Genomic DNA, 21,550 nt, shown 5'->3' with positions numbered 1-21,550 from the left:
TATCTCTCAGGTGGTAAAGTTTTCTTCTTAACATTCCGCGCTTAACGCGACCCAATGGACAAACCAAATTGTTTTAGCAGATTAGCTGTTTCAAACAGAGGCAGTCCCATCACCCCTGAATAAGAGCCTTCTAAACGCTCGACGAATACCGCGCCCAAACCTTGAATCGCATAAGCCCCCGCTTTATCGCGTGGCTCACCAGATGCCCAATAAGCAGCGATTTCGGCCTCCTGCATATGTCTAAACCAAACCCGACTACGACTTAATGCACCCAGACAAGAATCTTCAAAACAGAGTACCACAGCACTATAAATATCATGTGAACGCCCTGACATGCGTAATAACATGGCACATGCGTCGGCCTCGTCCTTTGGCTTCATCAGCCATTGCCCATCCAACACCCCGTGGGTGTCTGCGCCCAACACTGGCAAAGTTTTATCACTTTGCTGCCAAACCCATTGCGCTTTTTCACGTGCCAATCGTAGCGCTAAAGCATCGGGTGCTTCATGAGGAAACGGTGTTTCATCAATATCCGCAGCCACAATCTGATAGCGCACCCCGATTTGATCTAGTAATTCACGACGCCGTGGCGAGCCAGAGGCCAAAATGAGTTGTGGTGCAGCCATTTAGCCTCCTCGATGATAGGGATGCTTACTCAAAATACTCCAAGCGCGAAATAATTGTTCAGCCAAAATGACGCGTACCAAGGGATGTGGAAAAGTCAGGGGCGACAAGGACCATTTTAAATCAGCACGCTGCAAACATGCGGTAGATAAGCCTTCAGGGCCGCCCACTAATAAAACCACATCTTGTCCTGACGCCATCCATTGTTCCATTTGACTAGCCAATTGTTCTGTCGACCAAGCCTTACCCAAGACATCCAAGGCAATCACCAAACTATGAGGGGGAATGGCTGCTAAGAGTTTTTCACCCTCGGCTTCACGAATCCGCTGTAAATCCGAGTGTTTAGTGCGCTTTTCATTGGCAATTTCACGAATCACTAATTGGCAATGGGAAGGAAGCCGTGCTGCATAATCATCTGAAACTTCCGTTACCCACGCTGGCATCTTCGTACCTACCGCCAAGAGATGAATACGCACTGTGAATCAACCAGCACGCTGTGCTGACATTTCTTCGCCCCACAATTTTTCGAGATTATAAAAATCACGAATATTGGGCAGCATCACATGCAGCACAATATCATTTAAGTCCACCAAAACCCATTCGGCCTCACGCTCCCCTTCCATCCCCAAAGGCATATGACCAGCCTCTTTAGATTTGGCGGCTACCGCATCAGCAATGGATTTTACGTGGCGGGTAGAAGTTCCGCTCGCGATCACCATCAATTCAGTAATATTGGATTTATCGCGCACATCCAATATGCGCACATCACGCGCTTTCATGTCATCAAGCGTATTGAGGACAAGCTGTTGCAATTGTTGCAGTTCCATTAACACCTTCAAGTTTAGAATAAAAATTTGGCAGGATGCTCCCCTAGCCTGCTACAAGGATAGCATGGCTTGCGACAAGGCTGGAAATGCTTATCACTTTGCCTAAAACTTATGGAGCATCTCAAGCTTTATAAGTTAAGCTCGGAACTTAGTATTTCAAGAGATTTGCGTATGAGCACCACCCTTTCAGCCGAATTAATTCAACACATGCGCGAATGGCGCCACGATATTCACCAATATCCCGAGCTAGCTTATCAAGAACAACGCACGAGTGAAAAAGTAGCCCAACAACTTAAACAACTGGGTCTAGCCGTCTATACCGGCCTTGGTGGGACAGGCGTTGTCGGTATTTTACAAGGCAAACGTACGGGTTCACGCCACATTGCTTTGCGGGCTGATATGGATGCCTTGCCCGTTGCGGAAGCGAATACTTTTGATTACAAGTCGCGCCACGAAGGTAAAATGCACGCCTGCGGACATGATGGGCATACTGCAATATTATTAGGTGCTGCAACAGCCTTAGCCATCCATCCTGATTTTGCCGGAACGGTCTATTTCATCTTTCAACCCGCTGAAGAAGGCCAAGCTGGCGCCCGCAGCATGATGGAAGATGGTTTATTTACCCGTTTTCCAATTCAAGAAATTTATGGACTCCATAATTGGCCCGGCTTAGGCGTGGGCAAAATCGCGATTCATAGCGCTGCGGTAATGGCCGGAACCGATTCCTTTGATATTACTTTCACCGGTAATGGTGGTCATGCCGCCATGCCAGATACCACCCATGACCCCATTTTAATGGCAAGCCATTTAGTCACAGCGATTCAAAGTATTGTGGCTCGCAATACTCGTCCTGTGGATAGCGGCGTGGTGAGCGTGACACATTTCCAAGCGGGTACTGGTGCTTATAATGTCATTCCCGAACAAGTACAATTACGCGGCACGATGCGCTCTTTGAATAATAAACAGCGCCACTTATTACGCCAGCGTTTACAGCAGTTAGTCGAGCATATCCCCCAAGCGTTTGGTGGCTCCGCCACATTGAAACTCAGCCCCGGCTACCCGCCCACGATTAATCACGCCGCCCAAGCAGAATCCTGCCGTCTCGTAGCGAATGCTTTGGTGGGTGAAACCAATGTGCAATGGAATCCCGAACCCAGTATGGGGGCAGAAGACTTTGCGTATTTCTTACAAGAAAAACCAGGCGCTTACTTTTGGCTTGGTAATGGCGAACTAAGCAAAGGTGGCTGTCACGGACACCCTTTACACAGTGCTTATTACGACTTTAATGATGATTTACTCGGTTTAGGGGCGCAATTTTGGGTGAATCTAGTAAAACATTTATGCCTTTAACGGTATAAGCCCTGCTCAGTCATATAGGCACGCACATTATCCGGCAACAAATAGCGTGTGCTTCTGCCTTGTTTGATGGCATGGCGAATCGCTGTGGCAGAAATATCGAGTTGTGTGACGGCTAAAAAAGTAAGCTTTCCCGCCGAGCTGTCGCGTAATTCGCAAGTAGTACTTGCCAACCACTCACCATACCAATCGGTCGGATCAGGCTTATAGCCGGGGCGGTGCATCACAATCAGATGTGCCATCTGCATAATATCTTGCCAACGATGCCAACTGCGAAACGCCCAGAAGGCATCCATACCTAAGATAAAGGCGAGCGGCACTGTTGCGTCTATTTCCTTGCGTAAGGAAATTAAGGTATCGACCGTATAAGAATGACCAACACGATCTAATTCACGCCGATCAGCCACAAAACGTGGCTCATCCGCTATCGCTAAACTGACCATTGCCAAACGTTGTTCAGCACTGGCTTGCGGTTGGGGACGATGCGGGGGCACACTACCGGGGATGAAGCGTACTTGCTCCATCCCACAGCTTTCGGCAATTTCCAACGCGGTACGCAAATGTCCAAAATGAATAGGATCAAAGGTTCCGCCCAAAATTCCTATCATGTGCGAATGTGCCCGTCGCCTAATACAATGTACTTTTGTGAAGTTAAGCCTTCCAAACCGACAGGGCCGCGTGCGTGCAATTTATCGGTGCTAATGCCAATTTCAGCGCCCAAACCAAACTCAAAACCATCCGCAAAACGCGTTGAAGCATTTACCACGACTGAGCTGGAATCGACCACACGTAAGAAATGACGCGCCTTACTGTAATTTTGCGTCATGATGGCGTCGGTGTGATGCGACCCATAAGTATTGATGTGCGCGATTGCCTGCTCCATGCCATCCACCACCCGAATCGCTAAAATGGGCGCTAAATATTCAGTCACCCAATCCTCTTCCGTAGCAATTTTACAGCTAGGTAGAATATCGCGGGTTTTTTCGCAACCCCGCAATTCAACACCTTTTTCACCTAACTGCTCAGCCAAGATGGGTAGAATCTTAGGCGCAACACTTTGTGCAACTAATAGCGTCTCCATCGCATTGCAGACCCCATAACGATGGGTTTTGGAATTCAGTGCTACCGTGACTGATTTTTCTAAATCGGCTTCATCATCGATATACACATGACAAATCCCATCCAAGTGTTTAATCATCGGGATTAGCGATTCATTCGTAATACGCTCAATCAAGCTCTTGCCACCCCGTGGCACAATCACATCCACATAATCCTTTAAACGCAACAACTCACCCACCGCAGCACGATCTGTTGTGTCGACCACTTGAACTGCATTCGCCGGTAAGCCCGCTGCCTTTAAACCTTCCTGAATACAAGCAGCAATCGCACAATTGGAATGAATCGCCTCCGAACCACCTCGTAAAATCGTGGCATTACCCGATTTCAAACATAAACCCGCTGCATCGGCCGTCACATTCGGGCGCGATTCGTAAATAATACCAATCACACCCAACGGCACGCGCATCCGCCCGACTTGAATACCGGTTGGCCGATAATTCAATTCAGAAATCGCACCAATTGGGTCAGGCAAAGTCGCAATTTGACGTAAACCTTCGGCCATACCTGCAATCACTTTATCACTCAACGTTAGGCGGTCCAGCATGGCAGTATCCAAACCTTTCTTGCGCCCTGCCTCTAAATCTTTCGCATTCTCAATTTTTAAGGTCTCGGCACGTGCTAACAGTGCATCAGCCATCGCATACAAAGCTTGATTCTTCACAGCGGTTTCTGCACTAGCCAATACCTGTGAGGCTTGTCGTGCTTGTTTACCGATCTGTTGCATATATTCTTGAATAGTCACCATCTCAATCCTCATTCACCTTCAGCAAAGCATAGCGATTTCTAGGCAAGCTCGCAAAGCAACACGCCGATTTGTCGTTAAAACGTGGAAAATACACGCTAAAAACCCCATTTTGCGCCCAAGCCCCATAAGGTCATGACACCCAAAATAGCAAAAATCGCTGCCGCTACCGCGTGCACTACTTTCATTGGGATGCGATTTGCTAATTTATCGCCAATAAATACCGCTGGGACATCGGCAATCAACATGCCCAACGTAGTCCCCACAACCACTAAGAAAGGCGTAGCATAATGGGCTGCCATCGCTACCGTCGCAACTTGGGTCTTATCACCCATTTCGGCGAGAAAAAAAGTAATGAAAGTTGCGCCAAATACGCCTAAATGGCTGGCAATGCTAGTTTCCTCTTCCTCGATTTTATCGGGAATCAAGGTCCAAATTGCCATACCAATAAAGGATAATCCCAAAATCCAGCGCAATACCTCGGGACTTAAAACGGACGTAATCCACGCACCCAAAGCACCGGCAATACCATGATTTAAGATAGTGGCACATAAAATACCAAGGATAATAGGAAGGGGCTTTTTGAAGCGAGCAGCGAGTAAGAAAGCTAGGAGTTGCGTTTTGTCGCCGATCTCAGCAAGGGCAACGACACCAGTGGAGACGAGTAAGGCTTCCATGATACATCCTTGGCCGGTTACACAGACAGTTGACCACAACGCAGCACCGGCCATTCGGCGGCATCGTGGTCAAAGGTCTTGCCAAGCTCAAGAACTGTTTACGCCATGATCAGACGATCAAGTGTGTTGACGCAAACCTCTTCAACGTGAAGAGCGGCTACTCCCCAATGACGCGGCGCATCATAACAAAGCCTTGGCTGGACGTCGAGCTAAACATACTGCCTTTGCGTAAGCTTGGCTCTAAGCGCTATAACGAAGCGTACCCGCACACCATGTTTGTTGCACATGCAAGTCCTGATTTAATAAAACCAAGTCGGCTTGATAGCCTAAGGCAATTTTTCCCAAACGCTGCGCAACGCCCATAAACGTCGCGGGATAAAGGCTAGCCATACGCAACGCTTCCGGTAAAGGTATGCCGAAATGAACACAATGCCGTACGGCACTGGCCATATCTAGGGCTGAACCTGCTAGGGTGCCATCGCTTTTAGCACAGCGCCCATCCACCTCATAAATCGTTTCATTATAGAGACGAAAACTTTTTTCGAGGCTACCAACCGTCGCCATCGCATCGGTCACTAGCATCATCTTTCCAGAGGCTTTTTGTGCTATAGCGAGTTTTGCTGTCGTGGGATGGAGATGGTGATTATCCATAATGATCCCACAATAAACAGTGTCATCTTCTAAAGCAGCGCCCACCACACCGGGCTCACGACTGGTCAAGGGTGTCATGGCATTATATAAATGCGTGACCGCAGTTACACCCTCTTCGATGGCAGCACGCATTTGGGCATAAGTGGCCGTGGTATGCCCTGCACTGACCCGTATCCCACGCTGAGCTAATTGATGAATCGTACCCTTGGGCTGATTTTCGGGCGCTACGGTGAGCAAGTAGTGTTCGGGCGATAGCACATGAAGTAACTGCTCTGTAGTAGCATCAAAAGGACGAATAAACTGCGGCGAATGCACACCTCGTCTGTCTACACTTAAATGTGGGCCTTCTAAATGAATACCTAAAATGCCTGTGTTGTGACCAGCTACTACTTCCCCGACCGCGTGGACGGCTTGCTGCATAACATCGGCACTATCGGTAATGAGGGTTGGTAATAAGCTGGTTGTACCACCCTGCCAATGGGCTCGAACGATGGTTTGAATACCTTCCACCGTTGGATACTCATTGAACATAACCCCGCCGCCGCCATTGACCTGGGTATCAATAAAGCCAGCAGCTAATAGCTGGCCTTGGCAATCCACCTTAGCTAAATCACTTGGCAAGTCACGCTCAGGAAGAATGCTTACAATCTTAGCTTGGTCAATAATCAGAGCTTGCCCAGCAATGCGTTGATCTCCATCGAAGTAGTCAAAATGCGTTAGGGCAAAAGGCGCAGTAGATGAATTCATAGGGTCTTAGTGACTTTAGCAATATGAGGAGGCGCATCGGGGTTGAGGCCACGCTGGCGACACAGTTGTTCTATCATTAAATAAGCGGTTTGAATTTGCGTAATCAAGCTGCTCCAAGGGTTCAAACCTGTTAGCACCGGAAGCAGGATGCCATGCGCAACACTTTGACTGGAGGCTAATAAAATCGAAGCGCCTGCTTGATGAAGGCGAACGAGGGTTTTTCGAATACTTTCCCCAGACTTATCGCCCTGATCAAACGCTAAAATCTTAAATTGTGGTTTAATCATCGCTAAAGGACCATGCAATACTTCAGCAGCACTAAAAGATTCTGCGTGTAGGGCACAGGTTTCTTTAAACTTTAAGGCGGCTTCGTGCGAAATGCCCAAGCCCGGACCCCGTCCTAATACCAGCATGTGCTCCGTATCGGCCAGTTGTTCCACAGCCGCAGACCAGTCTAAAGCTTGGGCTTGAACTAACTGATCAGGCAAGACACTCAAATCACTTAATAAGCTTTGGTTTTGGCTCCAATGCGCAATCCAGAATAAGGCGGCATGTAAAGTACATAAATAAGATTTGGTAGCCGCTACAGCCACTTCATTGCCTGCATACAAGGGCAATACAAAATGGCATTGCTCTGCTAGGGGGGCGTCCTCATAACGGTTAATTAAACCAACGACCGTCGCCCCTTGGCGCTGAGTCATCGCGGCATAATTCACTAAATCAGGACTTTGCCCTGACTGGGAAATACATACCACTAACACATCATCGAGCTTTGGTTGTGCACCATAAATAGAAAAGGTTGAGGGAATCGCTGAAGCAGTGGGGATTTGCAATTGAGTTTCAATCAGATAACGCAGAAATACCCCAGCATGATCCGAACTCCCCCGCGCGCACACCATGACTAAACGCGGCGGTTTTTTTCTTAAGTGTTGTAATAAAGCCTGCAAACGCTCAGGCAAAAGTAACTGTTGCTCCCGCAGCCGTGCGGGTGCCTCACAAGCCTCTTGATACATCAGTGAAAGTGACGCTGTAGTCATACGCAAGCCTTGCGCCTCATGTAAGGAATTTAGTGGGTGGCAATACTAAGTTCAGAAATAAAATCATAGCTATCTCCGCGATAATGCGAACGGGTAAATTCAACCGGTGTACCATCCGCCAAATAGGAATGACGCTCGATATACAGGACTGGACTACCTGCGGGAATGCGTAAAAAAGTTGCTTTTTCTATATCACAGGCAATCGCCCGTAAACGTTGTCTAGCACGCACGGGACGCTGCTCAGATCGCTCTAAGTATTCATATAAGGAGTCTTGAATCAGTAAGGGATCAGGAATAAAAGCTTGTGGCAAAACAGCCAACTCTAATGCTAGGGGCTCATTGTTCGCCGTACGCAAACGGTATAAGTGTGCTACTTGAGCCCCTTCTGCTAAGGCTAAGGCTTTCGCCTCTTCAGCACTGGCCGTTTGAATACGCCTTTCTAACCACACCACACCCGCATTCAACTGACGCTTTTGCATGTCTTCAGTAAAGCTTGTGAGATGCTTCAAAGCCTGTTCTAAACGCTTCGCAATATAAGTGCCCGAACCTTGACGCTGAATCAAGAAGCCTTCTGAGACTAATAAATTAATCGCTTTACGCACAGTCACACGTGACACCGACAAAATAGCCGCCAAATCGCGTTCACTGGGCAAGGCATCAATCGTGTTCAAATCACCCTTTTCAATGCCTTGACGTATCACATCGGCAAGACGATCATAAAGCGGTAAACTCGCATTCTTTTGTTGAGCAAAGCCTTCGACCAGATATGTTTCTATTTGCATAGCACACCTTGTTCTGGTCGAATCTGACGCGCCAGCAGCAAAGCACCATCCAAGGCATCGCCCTGCACGGCCATCAGTTCTTGTTGTATGTCCTGTGGCAAATAACGCCTATAGCTCGGCGCCAAGCCGCCCATTAAACTGATTCGGCCAGTGTTGTACTGTTTAAGTACCTTAAACATTAATAGGATGCTGGATAAAGCTTGGTCAAGTAAGTGTAAAGCCAAGGAATCACCTTGATCAGCTTGCTCAATCACGAGGCGGGCAAAAATGGCATAATCCGCTGGCTTAGCATTGAGGCCCCATTCTAGATAGCGCTCAGCCTTATGCTCAAAATAAGCATTCACTTGTTCGGTAAGTGCAGAACCTTGCGTTAAACCCTCTAAGGCTTGCAAAGCCAAACGGACTGCCTCGCGTCCTAAAATAGCCCCACTACCTTGATCGCCAAGCGCAAATCCCCAGCCCCCAAAAGTACGGCTCGCGGCTGGACAAATGATTTGTGCACAAGTCCCTGTACCCGCAATAATAATGCCGCCTGCTTGTCCTTGATGTGCCCCCAAGCAAGCAATATAAGCATCATTACTCAAGGTGCAGGAAGCAAACAATTGCTTAATAGGTAGCGCCGCTTGAATATCACTACTCAGCACATAACCGGCGAGGCCAATACCTGCGTGCAATTGGTTTAAAGGAAGATGACTCAAACCTGCTTGGTGCAAAGCTTTTTGTGTCGTGTCTTGAATTACTTCTATGACATGCGCTACACCTAAACGCAAGTTAGCGGCACCGCCCTGCGCCTCGCTTAGAATTGTTCCTGATGCATCAGCCAAGCGTGCTCGACAAGTACTGCCACCGCCATCGATGCCTAATAACAGCTGTTCTGAATTCACAGAGCTCACGAACTTGCCTCATCTATTTTTGGTGCTTTAGGTTATCGCTGATTTTAGCCTAAAAAATAGCTGCTTTCGCAATTTTACGTATAGTAATGTAAGACCACTTTACAATACCACTAATTTATTTTTTGTAATTATAAAAATACCAATTGCACAACTGGACTTATCAAAATATAATGATTCAGCACAAGTAAAGAATTTCAGATAGGTAGAGAGTCTATAATTAAGTACTGGCCAGCTAGCCGCTAATTAACTGGTATTATTGGTATGCAAACAACTGCACTAACGGAGCAAGTCGATAACCGATTCCAAGGTTTAGATACTTGGCCTGCTGAGCAAATGGCGCAGATGCTAGTACAGGCACAATTAGAGAGTGTACAAGTACTAACGCAGGTGAAAACGGCGCTAGGACTGGCAAGTCGAGCCATCGTTGAACGGCTAAGCTCCGGCTCCGCTCAAGGACGTTTGATTTATGTGGGCGCTGGTTCAGCCGGAATGCAGGCTTGCATTGATGGTGTTGAGCTTGCTGGTACGTTTGGCTGGCCTTATCAACGTCTTCACATGCTCTTGGCCGGTGGCTTGGAGTGTTTATTACAGGACAAAGGTTGGGCGGAAGATGATGTACAACAGGCTTATACTGATATTGAAAAGCTAGGCGTAAACACGGGGGATGTGGTCATTGCCGTCACGGCTAGTGGATCAACTCCTTATACGCTTACGGTGAGTGACTATGCCAAGCGACTCGGAGCTTTAGTGATTGGGATTACTAATACCGCGCAAAGTCCTCTGCACAATATCGCTGATCACACTATTGGTATTATAAGTGGTATGGAGCCAGTGGCTGGTTCAACGCGTATGGCAGCCGGTACGACACAAAAAATAGTACTGAATACCTTATCCACGATGGTCATGGCGCAATTGGGTTATTTATACGATAACTTGATGGTTAATATGAAAGTTACCAACACTAAGCTTAAGCAGCGTGCAGTGGCAATTGTTGAACATATTACCCGCTTGGATGCAGCAACGATTACAGCAGCCTTAGAACAGGCGCATTATCAAATACCCCTCGCTGTTTTAATCGCGAAGGGTGTGGATAAGGTCAAAGCGGAGACATTATTAGCAAAACAGGGCAATCAACTGAGGGCAGTATTAGCTGAGCTTGATTGCAATCATTCTTAACATTTGGAGCAGGGCATCGTCCTAGGAGTAGGTTATGAGAGAGTCACTACTAAAGATTTCCTTAGTAGCTTTAGTTGGTATTTTGGGCGCTCAAGCCGTACAGGCAGGTGATTTAAGCATTGAAAGTTGGCGTGTTGATGACCAAGAGCTATGGGAAAAAGATCTCATTCCGGCGTTTGAAAAAGCGCACCCTGGTATTAAAGTTAAATTTGCTCCAACTGCCCCAACCGAATATAACGCTAGTTTAAATACGCGTTTAACCGGTGGTACCGCAGGTGACTTAATTACCTGCCGCCCCTTCGATGTGTCTTTAGAGCTATTCAATAAAAAGCAATTGGCCGATCTGAACGATCTCGAAGGCATGAAAAACTATAGTGACGTGGCAAAAAGTGCTTGGAGCACCGATGACGGTAAATCCACCTTCTGCGTACCTATGGCTTCCGTTATCCATGGTTTCCTGTATAACAAAGATATCTTCGATAAGTTAGGGCTCAAGCCACCAGCGACTGAGGAGGAATTCTTTAAACTACTAGAAACTATCAAAACTAAGGGTGAAGGTATCACTCCCCTTGCTTTAGGTACAAATGATGGTTGGGAAATGCACCAAGTGGTTTATACCAGCATTGGCCCAAATTACTGGAAGGGTGAAGAAGGTCGTAAAGCCTTAGTCACTAAAGATGCCAAACTAACCGACGCGCAATTTGTTGCACCTTATGAGCAAATGGCAAAATGGGCGCCTTATATGGGCGAAGGTTATAAAGCTCAAACGTATGGCGACTCTCAAAACTTATTCTCGTTAGGCAAAGCAGCGATTTATCCAGCCGGTAGCTGGGATATTGCTTTCTTTAATAAAGATGCTGAATTCAAAATGGGAGCGTTCAAAGCGCCTGTCGCTAAAGCAGGTGATCAATGCTATATCAGTGACCACAATGATATGGCTATGGGCATGAATCCTGCCAGTAAAAACCAAGCTGATGCTAAAGTATTCTTAAATTGGTTAGCCTCTAAGGAATTTGCTGAGCTTTATGCCAATAAAGTCACAGGTTTCTTCCCCTTAGCTAATCACGACATCAAAATTGAAGATCCAGTAGCGGCTGAAATGGTCAGTTGGCGTAAAGATTGTAAATCAACGATTCGCTTAAATGCGCAAATTCTGAATCGTGGTAAAGACGATTTAGAAGCCGCTTTCTGGAATGCAGGTCAATCAGTGGTGAATGGCACAGCTAAACCAGCAGAAGCTGCAGCTAAAGTTCAAGAAATCTTAGCCAAATAACCTTAGCTTTTCGTCATACGCTGGGTAGCGGTCGCTTATGGCGCTCCCTAGTGTTGAGCTAGTAACTGGATAGCTCAGATAATCGCATAACATTAGCGTAGGAAAGTGCATGGCAAGCCGTTCTCGTTTCCCGTGGCATATTCTTGTTTTTATATTGCCCGGTTTTATTATCTATACCTTATTTAGTGCTTGGCCTTTGCTGGATACTATGTTCTTAAGCCTTTTCAAACAGGCATCGAGCGGTGAGCGTGTTTTCAGTGGGCTAGCTAACTATCAAGAATTACTCAGCGATCCTCATTTATCTGAAGGCTTTTGGAATGCCCTTTGGAATAATTTCAAATTTTTCTTAGTACACGTCCTAGTGCAAAATCCTATTGGCTTATTGCTCGCTGCACTCTTGAGTTTAAAAGGCCTTCACGGCGCAAAAACGTATCGCACCTTAATTTTTATCCCTACCCTATTATCTGTTGTAGTAATTGGATTTACTTGGCAACTGATTCTCAGTCCATTGTGGGGAATCACACCTAATTTTCTAAAAAGTATTGGCTTAGGCACTTGGTTTCAACCTTGGCTTGGCCAAGAACACACAGCTTTATTAACCCTCGCCTTAATTTCGGTGTGGCAGTTTGTCGGTGTACCGATGATGTTAATCTATGCATCCTTGATTGCCATTCCTGATGAGCTGATTGATGCAGCGCGTGTCGATGGTGCCTCAGCTATGCGGATTTTTTGGCAGATTAAATTACCGCTGATCGTACCCACTTTAGGTCTGGTTACCATTTTAACTTTCATTGGTAACTTTAATGCTTTCGATTTGATTTATGCTGTAAAAGGCGTTTTGGCTGGCCCCAATTTTTCCACGGACATTTTAGGTTCTTATTTTTATCGTACCTTTTTTGGAGCACAATCTAGTCTCGGCAGCCCAACCATGGGCGCGACAGTTGCTACGGTAATGTTCCTGATTATCTTAATGGGCGTAATGATATATTTTTATGTCGTGCAACGCCGTATTCATCGCTATCAGCTCTAAGGTTTTACGATGATTTTAGCTAAAGCCAAACAACCCTTTAATGTGATAGCGGTACATATCGTATTGCTGACTTATACGTTTATTGCCCTTTTCCCAGTATTTATTATATTGGTAAATGCTTTCAAAAGTCGTAAAGCTATTTTTAATTCACCACTAGCCTTACCGAATGCCGATACCTTTAGCACCATTGGCTTTGAGAAGGTGCTATCAAAAGCTGATTTTTTATTACTTTTCGGGAATAGTTTATTAGTAACTGTGGTTTCACTATTTTTTATTATTTTATTTGGCGCAATGCTCGCTTGGGCTTTGAGTGAATATAAATTCACAGGACGTACCTTACTGGGCCTGTTTATGGCGATTGGGATTATGATTCCCATTCGTTTAGGCACAGTTAGCATCCTAGAAATAGTTGTGGCCTTAAATTTAGTCAACACGCGTACCGCTTTAATCTTAGTATATATTGCTCAAGGATTACCCATGGCCATTTTTATTTTAAATGAGTATATGTCACAAATACCTAAAGAACTCAAAGAAGCGGCGCGTTGTGATGATGTCAGTGAATATCAAATCTTTTTCTCGATTATTCTGCCTTTAGCACGCCCTGCAATTGCTACGGTTGCCGTATTTTCCATGATTCCTATTTGGAATGATTTATGGTTCCCGTTGATATTAGCGCCGGGTGAATCTACAAGAACAGTAACACTCGGTATTCAACAATTTATTGGGCAATTTGTTACCGATTGGAATGCAGTATTGGCCTCCTTAACCTTGGCTGTTATCCCCATTTTATTACTTTATGTATTTTTCTCGAAACAACTCATTCGTGGTTTAACCGCTGGCGCTGTGAAATAAAGGACTCTTGTTATGGCATCGTTGAGCCTACGTAAAATTAATAAACGCTTTGGCAAAGTCCATGTTCTGCATGATTTAGATCTTGAGATTCAAGATGGCGAATTCGTGGTATTTGTAGGCCCTTCTGGCTGCGGTAAATCGACACTATTACGCCTCATTGCTGGTTTAGAAACTATTAGCGATGGCGAAATGCGTATTGGTGATCACATTGTGAATGATTTATCACCGCGTGAGCGTGGTATCGCCATGGTATTTCAATCCTATGCGCTTTATCCGCATATGTCGGTTTATAAAAATATGGCTTTTGGGCTCAAAATCGATGGCCAAAATAAACAGCAAATCGATCAGAAAATTCGAGACGTCGCTAGCAAACTACAATTAGATAGTCTATTAGACCGAAAGCCGGGGCAGCTTTCTGGTGGCCAGCGTCAACGTGTTGCAATAGGACGCGCAATTGTGCGTGATCCCAAAGTATTTTTATTCGACGAACCTTTATCCAATCTTGATGCTGCTTTACGTTTAAAAATGCGTATTGAGATTGCACGCCTGCAAAAAGTTTTGAATACTACTACCATTTATGTAACTCATGATCAGGTCGAAGCCATGACCTTAGCCGATAAAATTGTCGTAATGAATGGTGGACACATTGAGCAAGTGGGTGCACCTATGGAGCTTTATAATGCACCACAAAATAAATTTGTAGCAGGTTTTATTGGCTCTCCAGCTATGAATTTTTTAGTTGCTGGTGTGTCTACTGACAATAACACTAATGTTATTACTTTAGCCAATGGTCAAACACTCCCTACTCAACAACATTTAAAACACGGCACTCAACTAACCCTTGGTATTCGACCAGAACATTTGAGTTTATATGGCGCCGAAACTGATTTAGCAATAGAAGGCCAAATTGAATCCGTAGAGCGCATGGGTGATATAACCTATATTTATTTTTCTATGCCCGGCCATGACCTCATTACGATGGCACAACAAGGCGATCATCAACTACCCATAGGCCAAATCATCCGTGCTTACGCTAAGCCTGAAAAGATACATTTATTTGATGAATCGGGTAAAGCCATCAAATTGTCATAAAACTAGCTTCAGAATTGAGCGCGATTGATAATTTTTTTAATTTGCCAATTTGCCCTAGTTAAAACCCTAGGGCTGCTCTAAGCTTTGTATTTTTTCTAATAACGCTGTGTCGCTCCAATTACGTTCGCCGACAATTCGCTCTTTCACGAGGCCATCACTTTGAATCAACAGTGTTGTTGGTAATCCTTGGAGCGCCCAAGCTTTGAAACTCGTGGCATCTTCATCCAACCAAACGGTAAAATTAATAGGGTAATCCGCCAAAAATTGTTGAGCCGCTGCAGGTTTATCACCAATATTAACCGCTAGCATTTGAATAGTGGTAGTTCTAAGTAAGGCTTGTGCTTGATTTAAAGAAGGTAATTCTTCACGACATGGCGGACACCAACTCGCCCAGAAATTAATCACCATCGCCTTGCCTTTGAAAGGAGCTAAAGTTTGTGGCTCACCCTGCAAATTCGTTACCCGCCAATCAACTAGGGCATTCGTAGTCTCAAGCACATCACTAAGCTTCGACGGTTCTATTTGTTCACTGAGTACTTTTTGTAAATGTTCAGTGGGCAAACCATAAGGCACTAAACCCACGATTTTCCCCATTCGATCTAGCACATAAATATCCGCCGTGTGGTCGATCATATACTTTTGATCATTCGGTGATTTCTTCATTGATTTAACGCGAATTTGATAAGATTCTAAAACGGGTTGTAACTCAGTAGCACTCCCCGTTAAGGCGGTAAATTGACCACCAAAAGGCTCAATATAAGCTCGGATGCGCTCCACCGTATCGCGCTCTGGGTCGACACTGACAAACACCGCAGCAACTTGCTCTTTAGGGGCTGTTTGCAAAGCCACTTTAATTTTCGCAAGGCTATCCGGGCAAACGCTCGGGCAATGGGTAAAACCAAAAAACAACAATACAACTTTGCCACGCAACTGCTCTAATTGAAAACGTTGCCCCTCTTGATCTGTTAAGCTGAAATCACCCCCTAAAGGCTTGCTCCAACTGTTAGTTGTCCATAACAACATTAGGCTAAAGACTAGCACTTTGAAGTAGTTCATCGCGCTTCCCCTTGCAGCGGTTGGCTGAGTTGATTGGCCCAATTCGGATCTTGCTGAGTCTGATCACCAATAGGCGCTGTCGCCGCATCGGCCACGAGGTCAGCAATATTACTGCCAGTTAAAGACTGTAAGAAGGCGACTAAATAGCCCTGCTCTTCAGCGCTTAACTGTAAAGGTTTAATCACAGTGCTGAGATTGGGATTTGCAATGCCACCTTGATTATAAAACGCCACTACCTCAGCCAAACTGGACATACTACCGTTATGCATATAAGGCGCAGTCAGCGCGATATTGCGCAGACTCGGGGTTTTATATTTCCAACGATCCGCTGGATTTTGAGTGATTTCGTACAAACCTAAATCTTGCGGTAATTTTTCACTCACCTGATCGATAATACTCCGATCCACCTCCACAAATACGCCCTTGGCTATTTCCACACGCTGTTTAGCAGACCGTAAACCTAAGGACTCACGATAACCAATACCCGTATTATGTAATTGATCATCAGTGAATAAGGCCGACTTTTCAGCGATTTGATGGCAGGTGACACAATGAGCTTTGCCCGTAAATAAACGAAAACCTTGTTGTGCCTCCATGCTCAAAGCCTGTTCTTGTTTAGCGAAATACCAGCGATCAAAAGCTGAATTGGCTGAAAGTAAAGTCTGTTGATAAGCCGCTAACGCATCACCGAGATTCGACATGGTTGGTTTACTGGCATAAATGGCCTCAAATCGCCCTTGATAATCCGCTAAGCTGCGTAATTTATTTAACACAGTCCCTACAGACGGATTCGCCATTTCATTTACAGCCAATAAAGGCGACCAAATTTGCTCCGCCAACTGGGTATCGCGCCCATCGTGAAATAAGCGCTTGCTATAAGCGACATTGAATAAACTCGGCGCATTACGGCGCACAGTGCGACCTTCCACACCCACGGCGGTGGCCATTGCATTATTGGTAAACCCTTGTTCAGGGATATGACACATGGCACAAGAAAATGTGTTATTCAATGATAAACGCCGATCAAAAAATAACTTTTGCCCTAGTAAGATTTTGTCCGTTGTTAAGCCTTTTAGCGTCTCTTGCATTAAGGGAGGCAAGCCCAAGGGCGGCTGTTGCGCCAACGCTAATAAATCCAAATTTTGCTTGGGTTTCACCATATTGCTGGACTCACTCACTGCCGGCTGCACAGGCACTTGTTGAGCTACTGGTATCCACAAGGTTTTGAGATCATTCAGAATCAAGTCGGGGTGCAAGAAACCCACGCTATAAATCTGGCGAATCCTCAACTCAGGATCAATCAAAAAGACGCGCAGCATATGGGCATAATCAGTCGACTGACCATTTAGGGAAACCTCGCGTTGCACTTCTTGCTGGTATGCTTGCAAAATCGGGCTGAGTTCTGCTAAAGAATGTGTAGTTAAGAAGCGCCAAGTCCCTTGCTGACCCGCATATTTAAAATTAGCACCATACAAACGCATAATGTCTGGGGTATCGCGCTCAGGATCAAAACTTAAACTAATTAATTGCAGCTTTTGCGCTAACTCAGGCTGCTCCTGCATCAGCCCTTTAATTTTGTAAAACACGTGCGCCGCCAAGGGACAACCATTGACATCACTACAATGACTATACACAAAGCTGAGCAAGCTATATTTACCCTGTAAGATAGACTGCAAGCTTTGCGCCTGCCCTTGCTCATCCAAGACTTGCCCCTCAGCGGCCTGACCCAAGACGGGCAATTGGTAAGAGCCCACTGCAGGAGGGATATACTGTAGTTCACCATAGCCGACCGCCAATTCAGTACTGTGACTTGGCAAGCTCATACCAAGCAACAGCGTTACTAGCAATAAGTAACGCTTAGCCTTCAGGAAACGTAGAAAACACCGCATCGCTTAGGGTGCTTTAAGCTGAACGAAGTGGGTCGGGTCTATCACTTGGTCTTTGGCATACAACGAGCGTGCCCCAAAACGCATTTGATGCGCACGACCTAACTTTTCGGCTGTAAAATCAATCACAAATTTCTGTACTAATTCCTTGCCATCCCATTCATAAGCTTTGAAAAACTGTTCATTATCATCCCCCTTCTTATCCCAATTCGCGAGCAAGGATGAGGTGTAATACAAGCGCTTACCATCCCAACTTTGCGACACCATATTCACCTGTTTACCAATCTGAGTTTCGTAAGTTTGTTTAGGCTTCATCGGATCACTCAGATCGAAATAGCGGGTTTTGCCATCCATAAAGGTATTGACCCACAAACCACTATCATCGGCGGTAATCGAAATATCGACGGGCAAAGGAATTTTGGATGGATCACCGACATCCGCGACTTCCACCGCTTGCCAGCCTTTTTCAGCATCTTCACGAATGAGCCAGATTTTTGAAGTGAGTGCCGTGGTGGTCACGCACCAATCATGTTTAGGCTGCCATGCACAACGAATTTCTAAGGGTGCACCGGGAACATCAAACACTTTTTTAGGTTGGCGAGCGTGTAAATCCCAAGCCACTACGGTATTACCGAAGCGCTTCATCGCCTCGGGATCATTCAGCATTTTGCCGAAATCCATCATGTAATTTGACCATCCCGTAAAGGAGGATGTAAACATCGCATTACGCCGTGGTAGCGCACGCAAATCATAACCATAACCGTCAGCATACTGCCCCGTTTTGACCGCCCCCGCTAAGGCTTGTTCGGTCGGCAACCAATAAGTTCCGATATACGAGCCATCATTATTGTACTCGACCAAGGCTGTGCGTCCGCCATGATCCTTATTATTCGACAAACCCGTGATCATCATTCGACCGGGTAAGGCATAGGTAGTATGAGGCCCCACTACACCGCCACTGACCGCAGTAAAATCAGTAATCACTTTGGTTAGACTAGGTTTAGCGGGATCAGTGGACACATCGAAAATAAATATCTTATTAGTATCTAGCCCACCAGCCCAAAGAAACTTACGGTCATCCGTGAAACCTGAATGGTGAGCCTCATTACGACCACCCACCGACAAAGTATGCACGACTTTGCCATACGTGCTGGATTTTGGGTTGACATCGACGGTGACCAATTTATCCTGCCCATCCCCTAGACCCTCGACGCCTAGTGTCCAGACATAGACAAAATCTTCTTGCCCTGTAATTTTAGCCATATAAGGCGACATACAGGTTTCATCAGCAGCGGTATAATTAGGCAAAGTACTTGCAACGAATAAAGTACTTGAAGCCAACAAGATAGTTAAAACTTGGCTTTTGAACGACACACTCATTTTCTCCCTCCAGTGTGAATTTACTTTAAATTCACTTACCTGAGAAGTTTAGTAGAAAATTATCGCTTTACCACATTAAGTTTTACCCTAGTCCGTTGCCAAATAAGGACTAACTTTTTCTTCTAATAACTGAATTAACTCCGGCTGCATAAACTTATAGTCATCTGGAATATTCAGGCAAATGACTTTTTTAGCTTTTAAATAAGCGCCAAACTGTTTTTTTAACTTTTGGCGATGCTTGGCCTCCATGACAAAAATCAGCTCAGCCCATTCTACTTGCTCACTAGAAAGCACTAAATCAGCACCATGATCCAGCCCAGCTGAGTCAGTTTCTATCCCCGACCATTGTGAAAAAACTTGCTCCGCTGTTGGGCTACGCAAACGATTTTTTGAACACACAAAGAGAACATGCGTCATTGGATCCTTATCCACACGGGAATTAACTACTCAAGCTTACTTGGAACAACGGCTCTATCTCTATTGGATGTTTTGTTCACCAGCCATAACCCAGTAAAATACTCAGCATTCCAAGTGACAGAGGCTAGATGATGAGTGTAGAGATTCCAGAACGTGATGGCGACGGCTATTTACTAAACGTAAATGCTTGGACACCCGACATTGCACGTGCTATGGCCGCAGAAGATGGTGTCGATTTAAGTGATGAGAAATGGAAGCAAATTCTCAAAGCGCGTGAATATTATGAAGATCATGCGGTGGTGCCACCCATTAGAAAATTTGCAAAATTCATTAACCAAGACCAAAAAGACCTGTTCAAGCTCTGGAATACTGGCCCTATGAAACCTATTTCAAAATATGGTGGTCTACCAAAACCCACTGGCTGCGTTTAAGGCTTAATCAAAGAGCTGGGCGGAAGCTCAGCTCGTCTACGCGATTTCCACCAAGCGCAGCGATTGTTTTAAGATAGGGACTCTAATCCCCCAAATAATAAGAATAATTATGCGCGCTCCTATTATTGTTTACTTACTATTAGTGGCCAGTATTGCCACTGGCTATGCCGCTACTAAAATCGACGATCCCTGTGCGAAAAAACAAGGTGCTGAAAAATGCGATTGTTATGTGCAGCAAGTGGATGAATACGAAGCCAAAATGCGTGCGGGTTATAAAGCCAAAGACTACAACGAGCTAGAACAAAAGCGCCGTTTCTTTCGCGATCACGCCTTCAATTGCAAAGCCTAAGCACATAAACCGTGTAATTTTGCGTATTGCAGTAGCATGATGGTCTTAGCATCCCGAATTTCGCCGCTAGCAATCATCTGATAAGCGGCATCGAAGTGCAGCTCTAAAACTTCGATATGCTCTTGTTCTTGTGCCAAACCGCCGCCCATACTGACTTTCATGTCATCAGCATATTCGGCAATAAAAAAGTGAATAATCTCGGTCACTGAACCGGGTGACATATAAGCTTGAAAAACTTTCTGTACCTGATTGATTTTATAGCCCGTTTCCTCTTCCGTTTCTTTGCGAATACAGTCCTCAGGATTATGAGCATCCAACAATCCGGCACAGGTTTCGATTAATAAACCATCTGCATTGCCATTAATAAAAGTAGGCAAGCGAAATTGGCGCGTCAAGAGGACCGACTTTTTAGTGTTGTTATACAATAAAATAGTCGCCCCATTACCTCGATCATAGACCTCACGCTGTTGTTTTTCCCAAGAGCCATCCGTTTTTTGGTAATCGAAACTATATTTATAAAGCTTATACCAATTGGCCGATAATAAAGTTTGTTCAATATTACGAATGCGCTCAGTCATAACGATTCCATTCAGTCAAAAACCGCATGCTGCCATAACCAAGCCGCTAAGGATAATAATCCTTTCTGAACCCAATAAGATAGGTACATGATACTTGCCATTTTACCAAACTGAACCATTCTTCAAACTAGCTATCCAAGCTTTTGTCCACGCTTGAGGAAGTTCCCCATGTCGATTACCCCCTTATTCGCTTTTGTTTTGCTAGGCTATTTATTGTTGCAATGGATTGGCTTTTTCCCCGCCCACTTGAACTATGTTCCTATCGCCATTGCCATGCCCTCAGGCGGCATCATGCGCCCCACTTATGGGGATTGGCTCATTGTGGCAGGCTTACTCGCGCTCGCGTTTGAGACATTTAAAGCTACTCGTGTAAGTGATCTTTCCATTATTGAGCGTGTTATTTCAACGGTCGTATTGGTCGTTTATATCATAATGTGGCTCACCGAACCTTGGGCTAGCAATAGCTATTTCATGATCCTAACCTTGATGTCTTTTCTGAATGTCGTAGGCGGATTCACGGTCACTTATGCCTCCGCCAAAGCAAGCTTTAGCCTAAGCAAATAATGCAATGTGCA

At 45.4% G+C, this 21,550-nt stretch carries 24 protein-coding genes and 1 riboswitch; of the genes, 9 read left to right on the top strand and 15 right to left on the bottom strand.

Translation table 11 applies throughout. The features are described from left to right. Nucleotides 1–41: 41 nt before the first annotated feature. From A3IE_RS0104430 to rsfS, 3 genes are read right to left on the bottom strand one after another with little or no spacing between them, the layout of a single operon-like run. Nucleotides 42–626 (bottom strand): Maf family protein, encoded by a 585-nt coding sequence (locus A3IE_RS0104430; RefSeq protein ID WP_020394385.1) that lies wholly within the window; start codon nt 624–626, stop codon nt 42–44. After that, nucleotides 627–1,100, bottom strand: a complete 474-nt coding sequence (gene rlmH / locus A3IE_RS0104425; RefSeq protein ID WP_026154778.1) for a 23S rRNA (pseudouridine(1915)-N(3))-methyltransferase RlmH — start codon at nt 1,098–1,100, stop codon at nt 627–629. A gap of 6 nt (nt 1,101–1,106) precedes the next feature. Further along, nucleotides 1,107–1,451, bottom strand: a complete 345-nt coding sequence (gene rsfS / locus A3IE_RS0104420) for a ribosome silencing factor (protein ID WP_020394383.1) — start codon at nt 1,449–1,451, stop codon at nt 1,107–1,109. Between the two features lie 171 nt (nt 1,452–1,622). Between rsfS and A3IE_RS0104415 the strand changes: the two genes are divergently transcribed. After that, on the top strand, nt 1,623–2,801 hold the full coding sequence (locus A3IE_RS0104415; RefSeq protein WP_020394382.1) for a M20 aminoacylase family protein: 1,179 nt from the start codon (nt 1,623–1,625) through the stop codon (nt 2,799–2,801). On the opposite strand, the gene nadD is transcribed toward A3IE_RS0104415, so the two are convergent. From nadD to A3IE_RS0104380, 7 genes are all read right to left on the bottom strand, one after another. Then, nucleotides 2,798–3,415: a nicotinate-nucleotide adenylyltransferase gene (gene nadD, locus A3IE_RS0104410; RefSeq protein ID WP_020394381.1), complete on the bottom strand. Its 618-nt coding sequence runs from the start codon at nt 3,413–3,415 to the stop codon at nt 2,798–2,800. The two genes, A3IE_RS0104415 and nadD, sit on opposite strands and share 4 nt — an antisense overlap. Beyond that, on the bottom strand, nt 3,412–4,671 hold the full coding sequence (locus A3IE_RS0104405; protein ID WP_020394380.1) for a glutamate-5-semialdehyde dehydrogenase: 1,260 nt from the start codon (nt 4,669–4,671) through the stop codon (nt 3,412–3,414). The genes nadD and A3IE_RS0104405 overlap by 4 nt, the downstream gene beginning before the upstream one ends. Before the next feature lie 95 nt (nt 4,672–4,766). Next, entirely contained in the window at nt 4,767–5,345 is a 579-nt protein-coding gene (locus A3IE_RS0104400) for a TMEM165/GDT1 family protein (RefSeq protein WP_020394379.1), read from the bottom strand. 5 nt (nt 5,346–5,350) lie between these two features. Then, a riboswitch (yybP-ykoY riboswitch) is annotated at nt 5,351–5,523 on the bottom strand. Between the two features lie 62 nt (nt 5,524–5,585). Continuing rightward, nucleotides 5,586–6,743, bottom strand: coding sequence for an N-acetylglucosamine-6-phosphate deacetylase (gene nagA / locus A3IE_RS0104395; RefSeq protein WP_020394378.1), 1,158 nt, complete (start codon nt 6,741–6,743; stop codon nt 5,586–5,588). Next, nucleotides 6,740–7,780, bottom strand: coding sequence for an SIS domain-containing protein (locus A3IE_RS0104390; protein WP_020394377.1), 1,041 nt, complete (start codon nt 7,778–7,780; stop codon nt 6,740–6,742). The genes nagA and A3IE_RS0104390 overlap by 4 nt, the downstream gene beginning before the upstream one ends. Before the next feature lie 29 nt (nt 7,781–7,809). Next, the gene (locus A3IE_RS0104385) at nt 7,810–8,562 is read right to left on the bottom strand and encodes a GntR family transcriptional regulator (protein WP_020394376.1); all 753 of its coding nucleotides are present in this window, start codon (nt 8,560–8,562) and stop codon (nt 7,810–7,812) included. Next, the gene (locus A3IE_RS0104380; protein WP_020394375.1) at nt 8,553–9,455 is read right to left on the bottom strand and encodes a glucosamine kinase nucleotide-binding domain-containing protein; all 903 of its coding nucleotides are present in this window, start codon (nt 9,453–9,455) and stop codon (nt 8,553–8,555) included. The genes A3IE_RS0104385 and A3IE_RS0104380 overlap by 10 nt, the downstream gene beginning before the upstream one ends. A gap of 261 nt (nt 9,456–9,716) precedes the next feature. Here A3IE_RS0104380 and A3IE_RS0104375 point away from each other — a divergent pair, with 261 nt between their 5' ends. The 5 genes from A3IE_RS0104375 (at nt 9,717) to A3IE_RS0104355 (ending at nt 14,878) form a co-directional block, all read left to right on the top strand. Beyond that, entirely contained in the window at nt 9,717–10,631 is a 915-nt protein-coding gene (locus A3IE_RS0104375) for an N-acetylmuramic acid 6-phosphate etherase (protein ID WP_020394374.1), read from the top strand. Nucleotides 10,632–10,665: 34 nt separating this feature from the next. Beyond that, nucleotides 10,666–11,904 (top strand): ABC transporter substrate-binding protein, encoded by a 1,239-nt coding sequence (locus A3IE_RS0104370; RefSeq protein ID WP_020394373.1) that lies wholly within the window; start codon nt 10,666–10,668, stop codon nt 11,902–11,904. A 109-nt stretch (nt 11,905–12,013) separates the two neighbouring features. Next, nucleotides 12,014–12,934 carry a carbohydrate ABC transporter permease gene (locus A3IE_RS0104365; protein ID WP_020394372.1) on the top strand — a complete coding sequence of 307 codons (921 nt, stop codon included), beginning with the start codon at nt 12,014–12,016 and terminating at the stop codon, nt 12,932–12,934. 9 nt (nt 12,935–12,943) lie between these two features. Beyond that, complete coding sequence (locus A3IE_RS0104360; protein ID WP_020394371.1) at nt 12,944–13,786, top strand: carbohydrate ABC transporter permease; 843 nt, start codon at nt 12,944–12,946, stop codon at nt 13,784–13,786. 12 nt (nt 13,787–13,798) lie between these two features. Next, nucleotides 13,799–14,878 (top strand): ABC transporter ATP-binding protein, encoded by a 1,080-nt coding sequence (locus A3IE_RS0104355; RefSeq protein ID WP_020394370.1) that lies wholly within the window; start codon nt 13,799–13,801, stop codon nt 14,876–14,878. 66 nt (nt 14,879–14,944) lie between these two features. Here the strand turns inward: A3IE_RS0104355 and A3IE_RS21870 are convergent, their stop codons facing one another. The 4 genes from A3IE_RS21870 to A3IE_RS0104330 all read right to left on the bottom strand — a co-directional run bounded on the left by A3IE_RS21870 (nt 14,945) and on the right by A3IE_RS0104330 (nt 19,617). Then, entirely contained in the window at nt 14,945–15,934 is a 990-nt protein-coding gene (locus A3IE_RS21870) for an SCO family protein (RefSeq protein ID WP_020394369.1), read from the bottom strand. Beyond that, nucleotides 15,931–17,823: a cytochrome c peroxidase gene (locus tag A3IE_RS0104340; RefSeq protein ID WP_020394368.1), complete on the bottom strand. Its 1,893-nt coding sequence runs from the start codon at nt 17,821–17,823 to the stop codon at nt 15,931–15,933. The genes A3IE_RS21870 and A3IE_RS0104340 overlap by 4 nt, the downstream gene beginning before the upstream one ends. A gap of 3 nt (nt 17,824–17,826) precedes the next feature. Then, the gene (gene mtoX / locus A3IE_RS19865) at nt 17,827–19,200 is read right to left on the bottom strand and encodes a methanethiol oxidase (protein ID WP_020394367.1); all 1,374 of its coding nucleotides are present in this window, start codon (nt 19,198–19,200) and stop codon (nt 17,827–17,829) included. 87 nt (nt 19,201–19,287) lie between these two features. Next, a complete protein-coding gene (locus A3IE_RS0104330) occupies nt 19,288–19,617 on the bottom strand; it encodes a low molecular weight protein tyrosine phosphatase family protein (RefSeq protein ID WP_020394366.1) in 330 nt (109 codons plus the stop codon). 128 nt (nt 19,618–19,745) lie between these two features. Between A3IE_RS0104330 and A3IE_RS0104325 the strand changes: the two genes are divergently transcribed. Then, nucleotides 19,746–20,048 (top strand): TusE/DsrC/DsvC family sulfur relay protein, encoded by a 303-nt coding sequence (locus A3IE_RS0104325; RefSeq protein ID WP_245539177.1) that lies wholly within the window; start codon nt 19,746–19,748, stop codon nt 20,046–20,048. 109 nt (nt 20,049–20,157) lie between these two features. Beyond that, on the top strand, nt 20,158–20,397 hold the full coding sequence (locus A3IE_RS0104320) for a hypothetical protein (RefSeq protein WP_020394364.1): 240 nt from the start codon (nt 20,158–20,160) through the stop codon (nt 20,395–20,397). Here the strand turns inward: A3IE_RS0104320 and nudK are convergent. Further along, nucleotides 20,394–20,975, bottom strand: a complete 582-nt coding sequence (gene nudK / locus A3IE_RS0104315) for a GDP-mannose pyrophosphatase NudK (RefSeq protein WP_020394363.1) — start codon at nt 20,973–20,975, stop codon at nt 20,394–20,396. The two genes, A3IE_RS0104320 and nudK, sit on opposite strands and share 4 nt — an antisense overlap. Nucleotides 20,976–21,143: 168 nt before the next feature. Here nudK and A3IE_RS0104310 point away from each other — a divergent pair, with 168 nt between their 5' ends. Then, nucleotides 21,144–21,539 carry a hypothetical protein gene (locus A3IE_RS0104310; RefSeq protein WP_020394362.1) on the top strand — a complete coding sequence of 132 codons (396 nt, stop codon included), beginning with the start codon at nt 21,144–21,146 and terminating at the stop codon, nt 21,537–21,539. Nucleotides 21,540–21,550 lie beyond the last annotated feature (11 nt).

The sequence above is a fragment of the Thiolinea disciformis DSM 14473 genome, from assembly GCF_000371925.1.
GTDB classification, from domain to species: domain Bacteria; phylum Pseudomonadota; class Gammaproteobacteria; order Thiotrichales; family Thiotrichaceae; genus Thiolinea; species Thiolinea disciformis.
The sequence above is the reverse complement of the archived record's forward strand: the minus strand, read 5'-3'. Positions and strand labels throughout refer to the sequence as shown.

Bases quoted from the DNA above. Each gene is read 5' to 3' on its own strand.
- nadD (WP_020394381.1), bottom strand. From the start codon at position 3,415: ATGATAGGAATTTTGGGCGGAACCTTTGATCCTATTCATTTTGGACAT.
- A3IE_RS0104340 (WP_020394368.1), bottom strand. From the start codon at position 17,823: ATGCGGTGTTTTCTACGTTTCCTGAAGGCTAAGCGTTACTTATTGCTA.
- nagA (WP_020394378.1), bottom strand. From the start codon at position 6,743: ATGAATTCATCTACTGCGCCTTTTGCCCTAACGCATTTTGACTACTTC.
- rsfS (WP_020394383.1), bottom strand. From the start codon at position 1,451: ATGGAACTGCAACAATTGCAACAGCTTGTCCTCAATACGCTTGATGAC.
- A3IE_RS0104365 (WP_020394372.1), top strand. From the start codon at position 12,014: ATGGCAAGCCGTTCTCGTTTCCCGTGGCATATTCTTGTTTTTATATTG.
- A3IE_RS0104360 (WP_020394371.1), top strand. From the start codon at position 12,944: ATGATTTTAGCTAAAGCCAAACAACCCTTTAATGTGATAGCGGTACAT.
- A3IE_RS0104430 (WP_020394385.1), bottom strand. From the start codon at position 626: ATGGCTGCACCACAACTCATTTTGGCCTCTGGCTCGCCACGGCGTCGT.
- A3IE_RS0104355 (WP_020394370.1), top strand. From the start codon at position 13,799: ATGGCATCGTTGAGCCTACGTAAAATTAATAAACGCTTTGGCAAAGTC.
- A3IE_RS0104415 (WP_020394382.1), top strand. From the start codon at position 1,623: ATGAGCACCACCCTTTCAGCCGAATTAATTCAACACATGCGCGAATGG.
- A3IE_RS0104375 (WP_020394374.1), top strand. From the start codon at position 9,717: ATGCAAACAACTGCACTAACGGAGCAAGTCGATAACCGATTCCAAGGT.
- A3IE_RS0104320 (WP_020394364.1), top strand. From the start codon at position 20,158: ATGCGCGCTCCTATTATTGTTTACTTACTATTAGTGGCCAGTATTGCC.
- A3IE_RS0104385 (WP_020394376.1), bottom strand. From the start codon at position 8,562: ATGCAAATAGAAACATATCTGGTCGAAGGCTTTGCTCAACAAAAGAAT.
- A3IE_RS0104325 (WP_245539177.1), top strand. From the start codon at position 19,746: ATGATGAGTGTAGAGATTCCAGAACGTGATGGCGACGGCTATTTACTA.
- A3IE_RS0104400 (WP_020394379.1), bottom strand. From the start codon at position 5,345: ATGGAAGCCTTACTCGTCTCCACTGGTGTCGTTGCCCTTGCTGAGATC.
- A3IE_RS0104330 (WP_020394366.1), bottom strand. From the start codon at position 19,617: ATGACGCATGTTCTCTTTGTGTGTTCAAAAAATCGTTTGCGTAGCCCA.
- mtoX (WP_020394367.1), bottom strand. From the start codon at position 19,200: ATGAGTGTGTCGTTCAAAAGCCAAGTTTTAACTATCTTGTTGGCTTCA.
- A3IE_RS0104390 (WP_020394377.1), bottom strand. From the start codon at position 7,780: ATGACTACAGCGTCACTTTCACTGATGTATCAAGAGGCTTGTGAGGCA.
- nudK (WP_020394363.1), bottom strand. From the start codon at position 20,975: ATGACTGAGCGCATTCGTAATATTGAACAAACTTTATTATCGGCCAAT.
- A3IE_RS0104405 (WP_020394380.1), bottom strand. From the start codon at position 4,671: ATGGTGACTATTCAAGAATATATGCAACAGATCGGTAAACAAGCACGA.
- A3IE_RS0104370 (WP_020394373.1), top strand. From the start codon at position 10,666: ATGAGAGAGTCACTACTAAAGATTTCCTTAGTAGCTTTAGTTGGTATT.
- A3IE_RS0104310 (WP_020394362.1), top strand. From the start codon at position 21,144: ATGTCGATTACCCCCTTATTCGCTTTTGTTTTGCTAGGCTATTTATTG.
- A3IE_RS21870 (WP_020394369.1), bottom strand. From the start codon at position 15,934: ATGAACTACTTCAAAGTGCTAGTCTTTAGCCTAATGTTGTTATGGACA.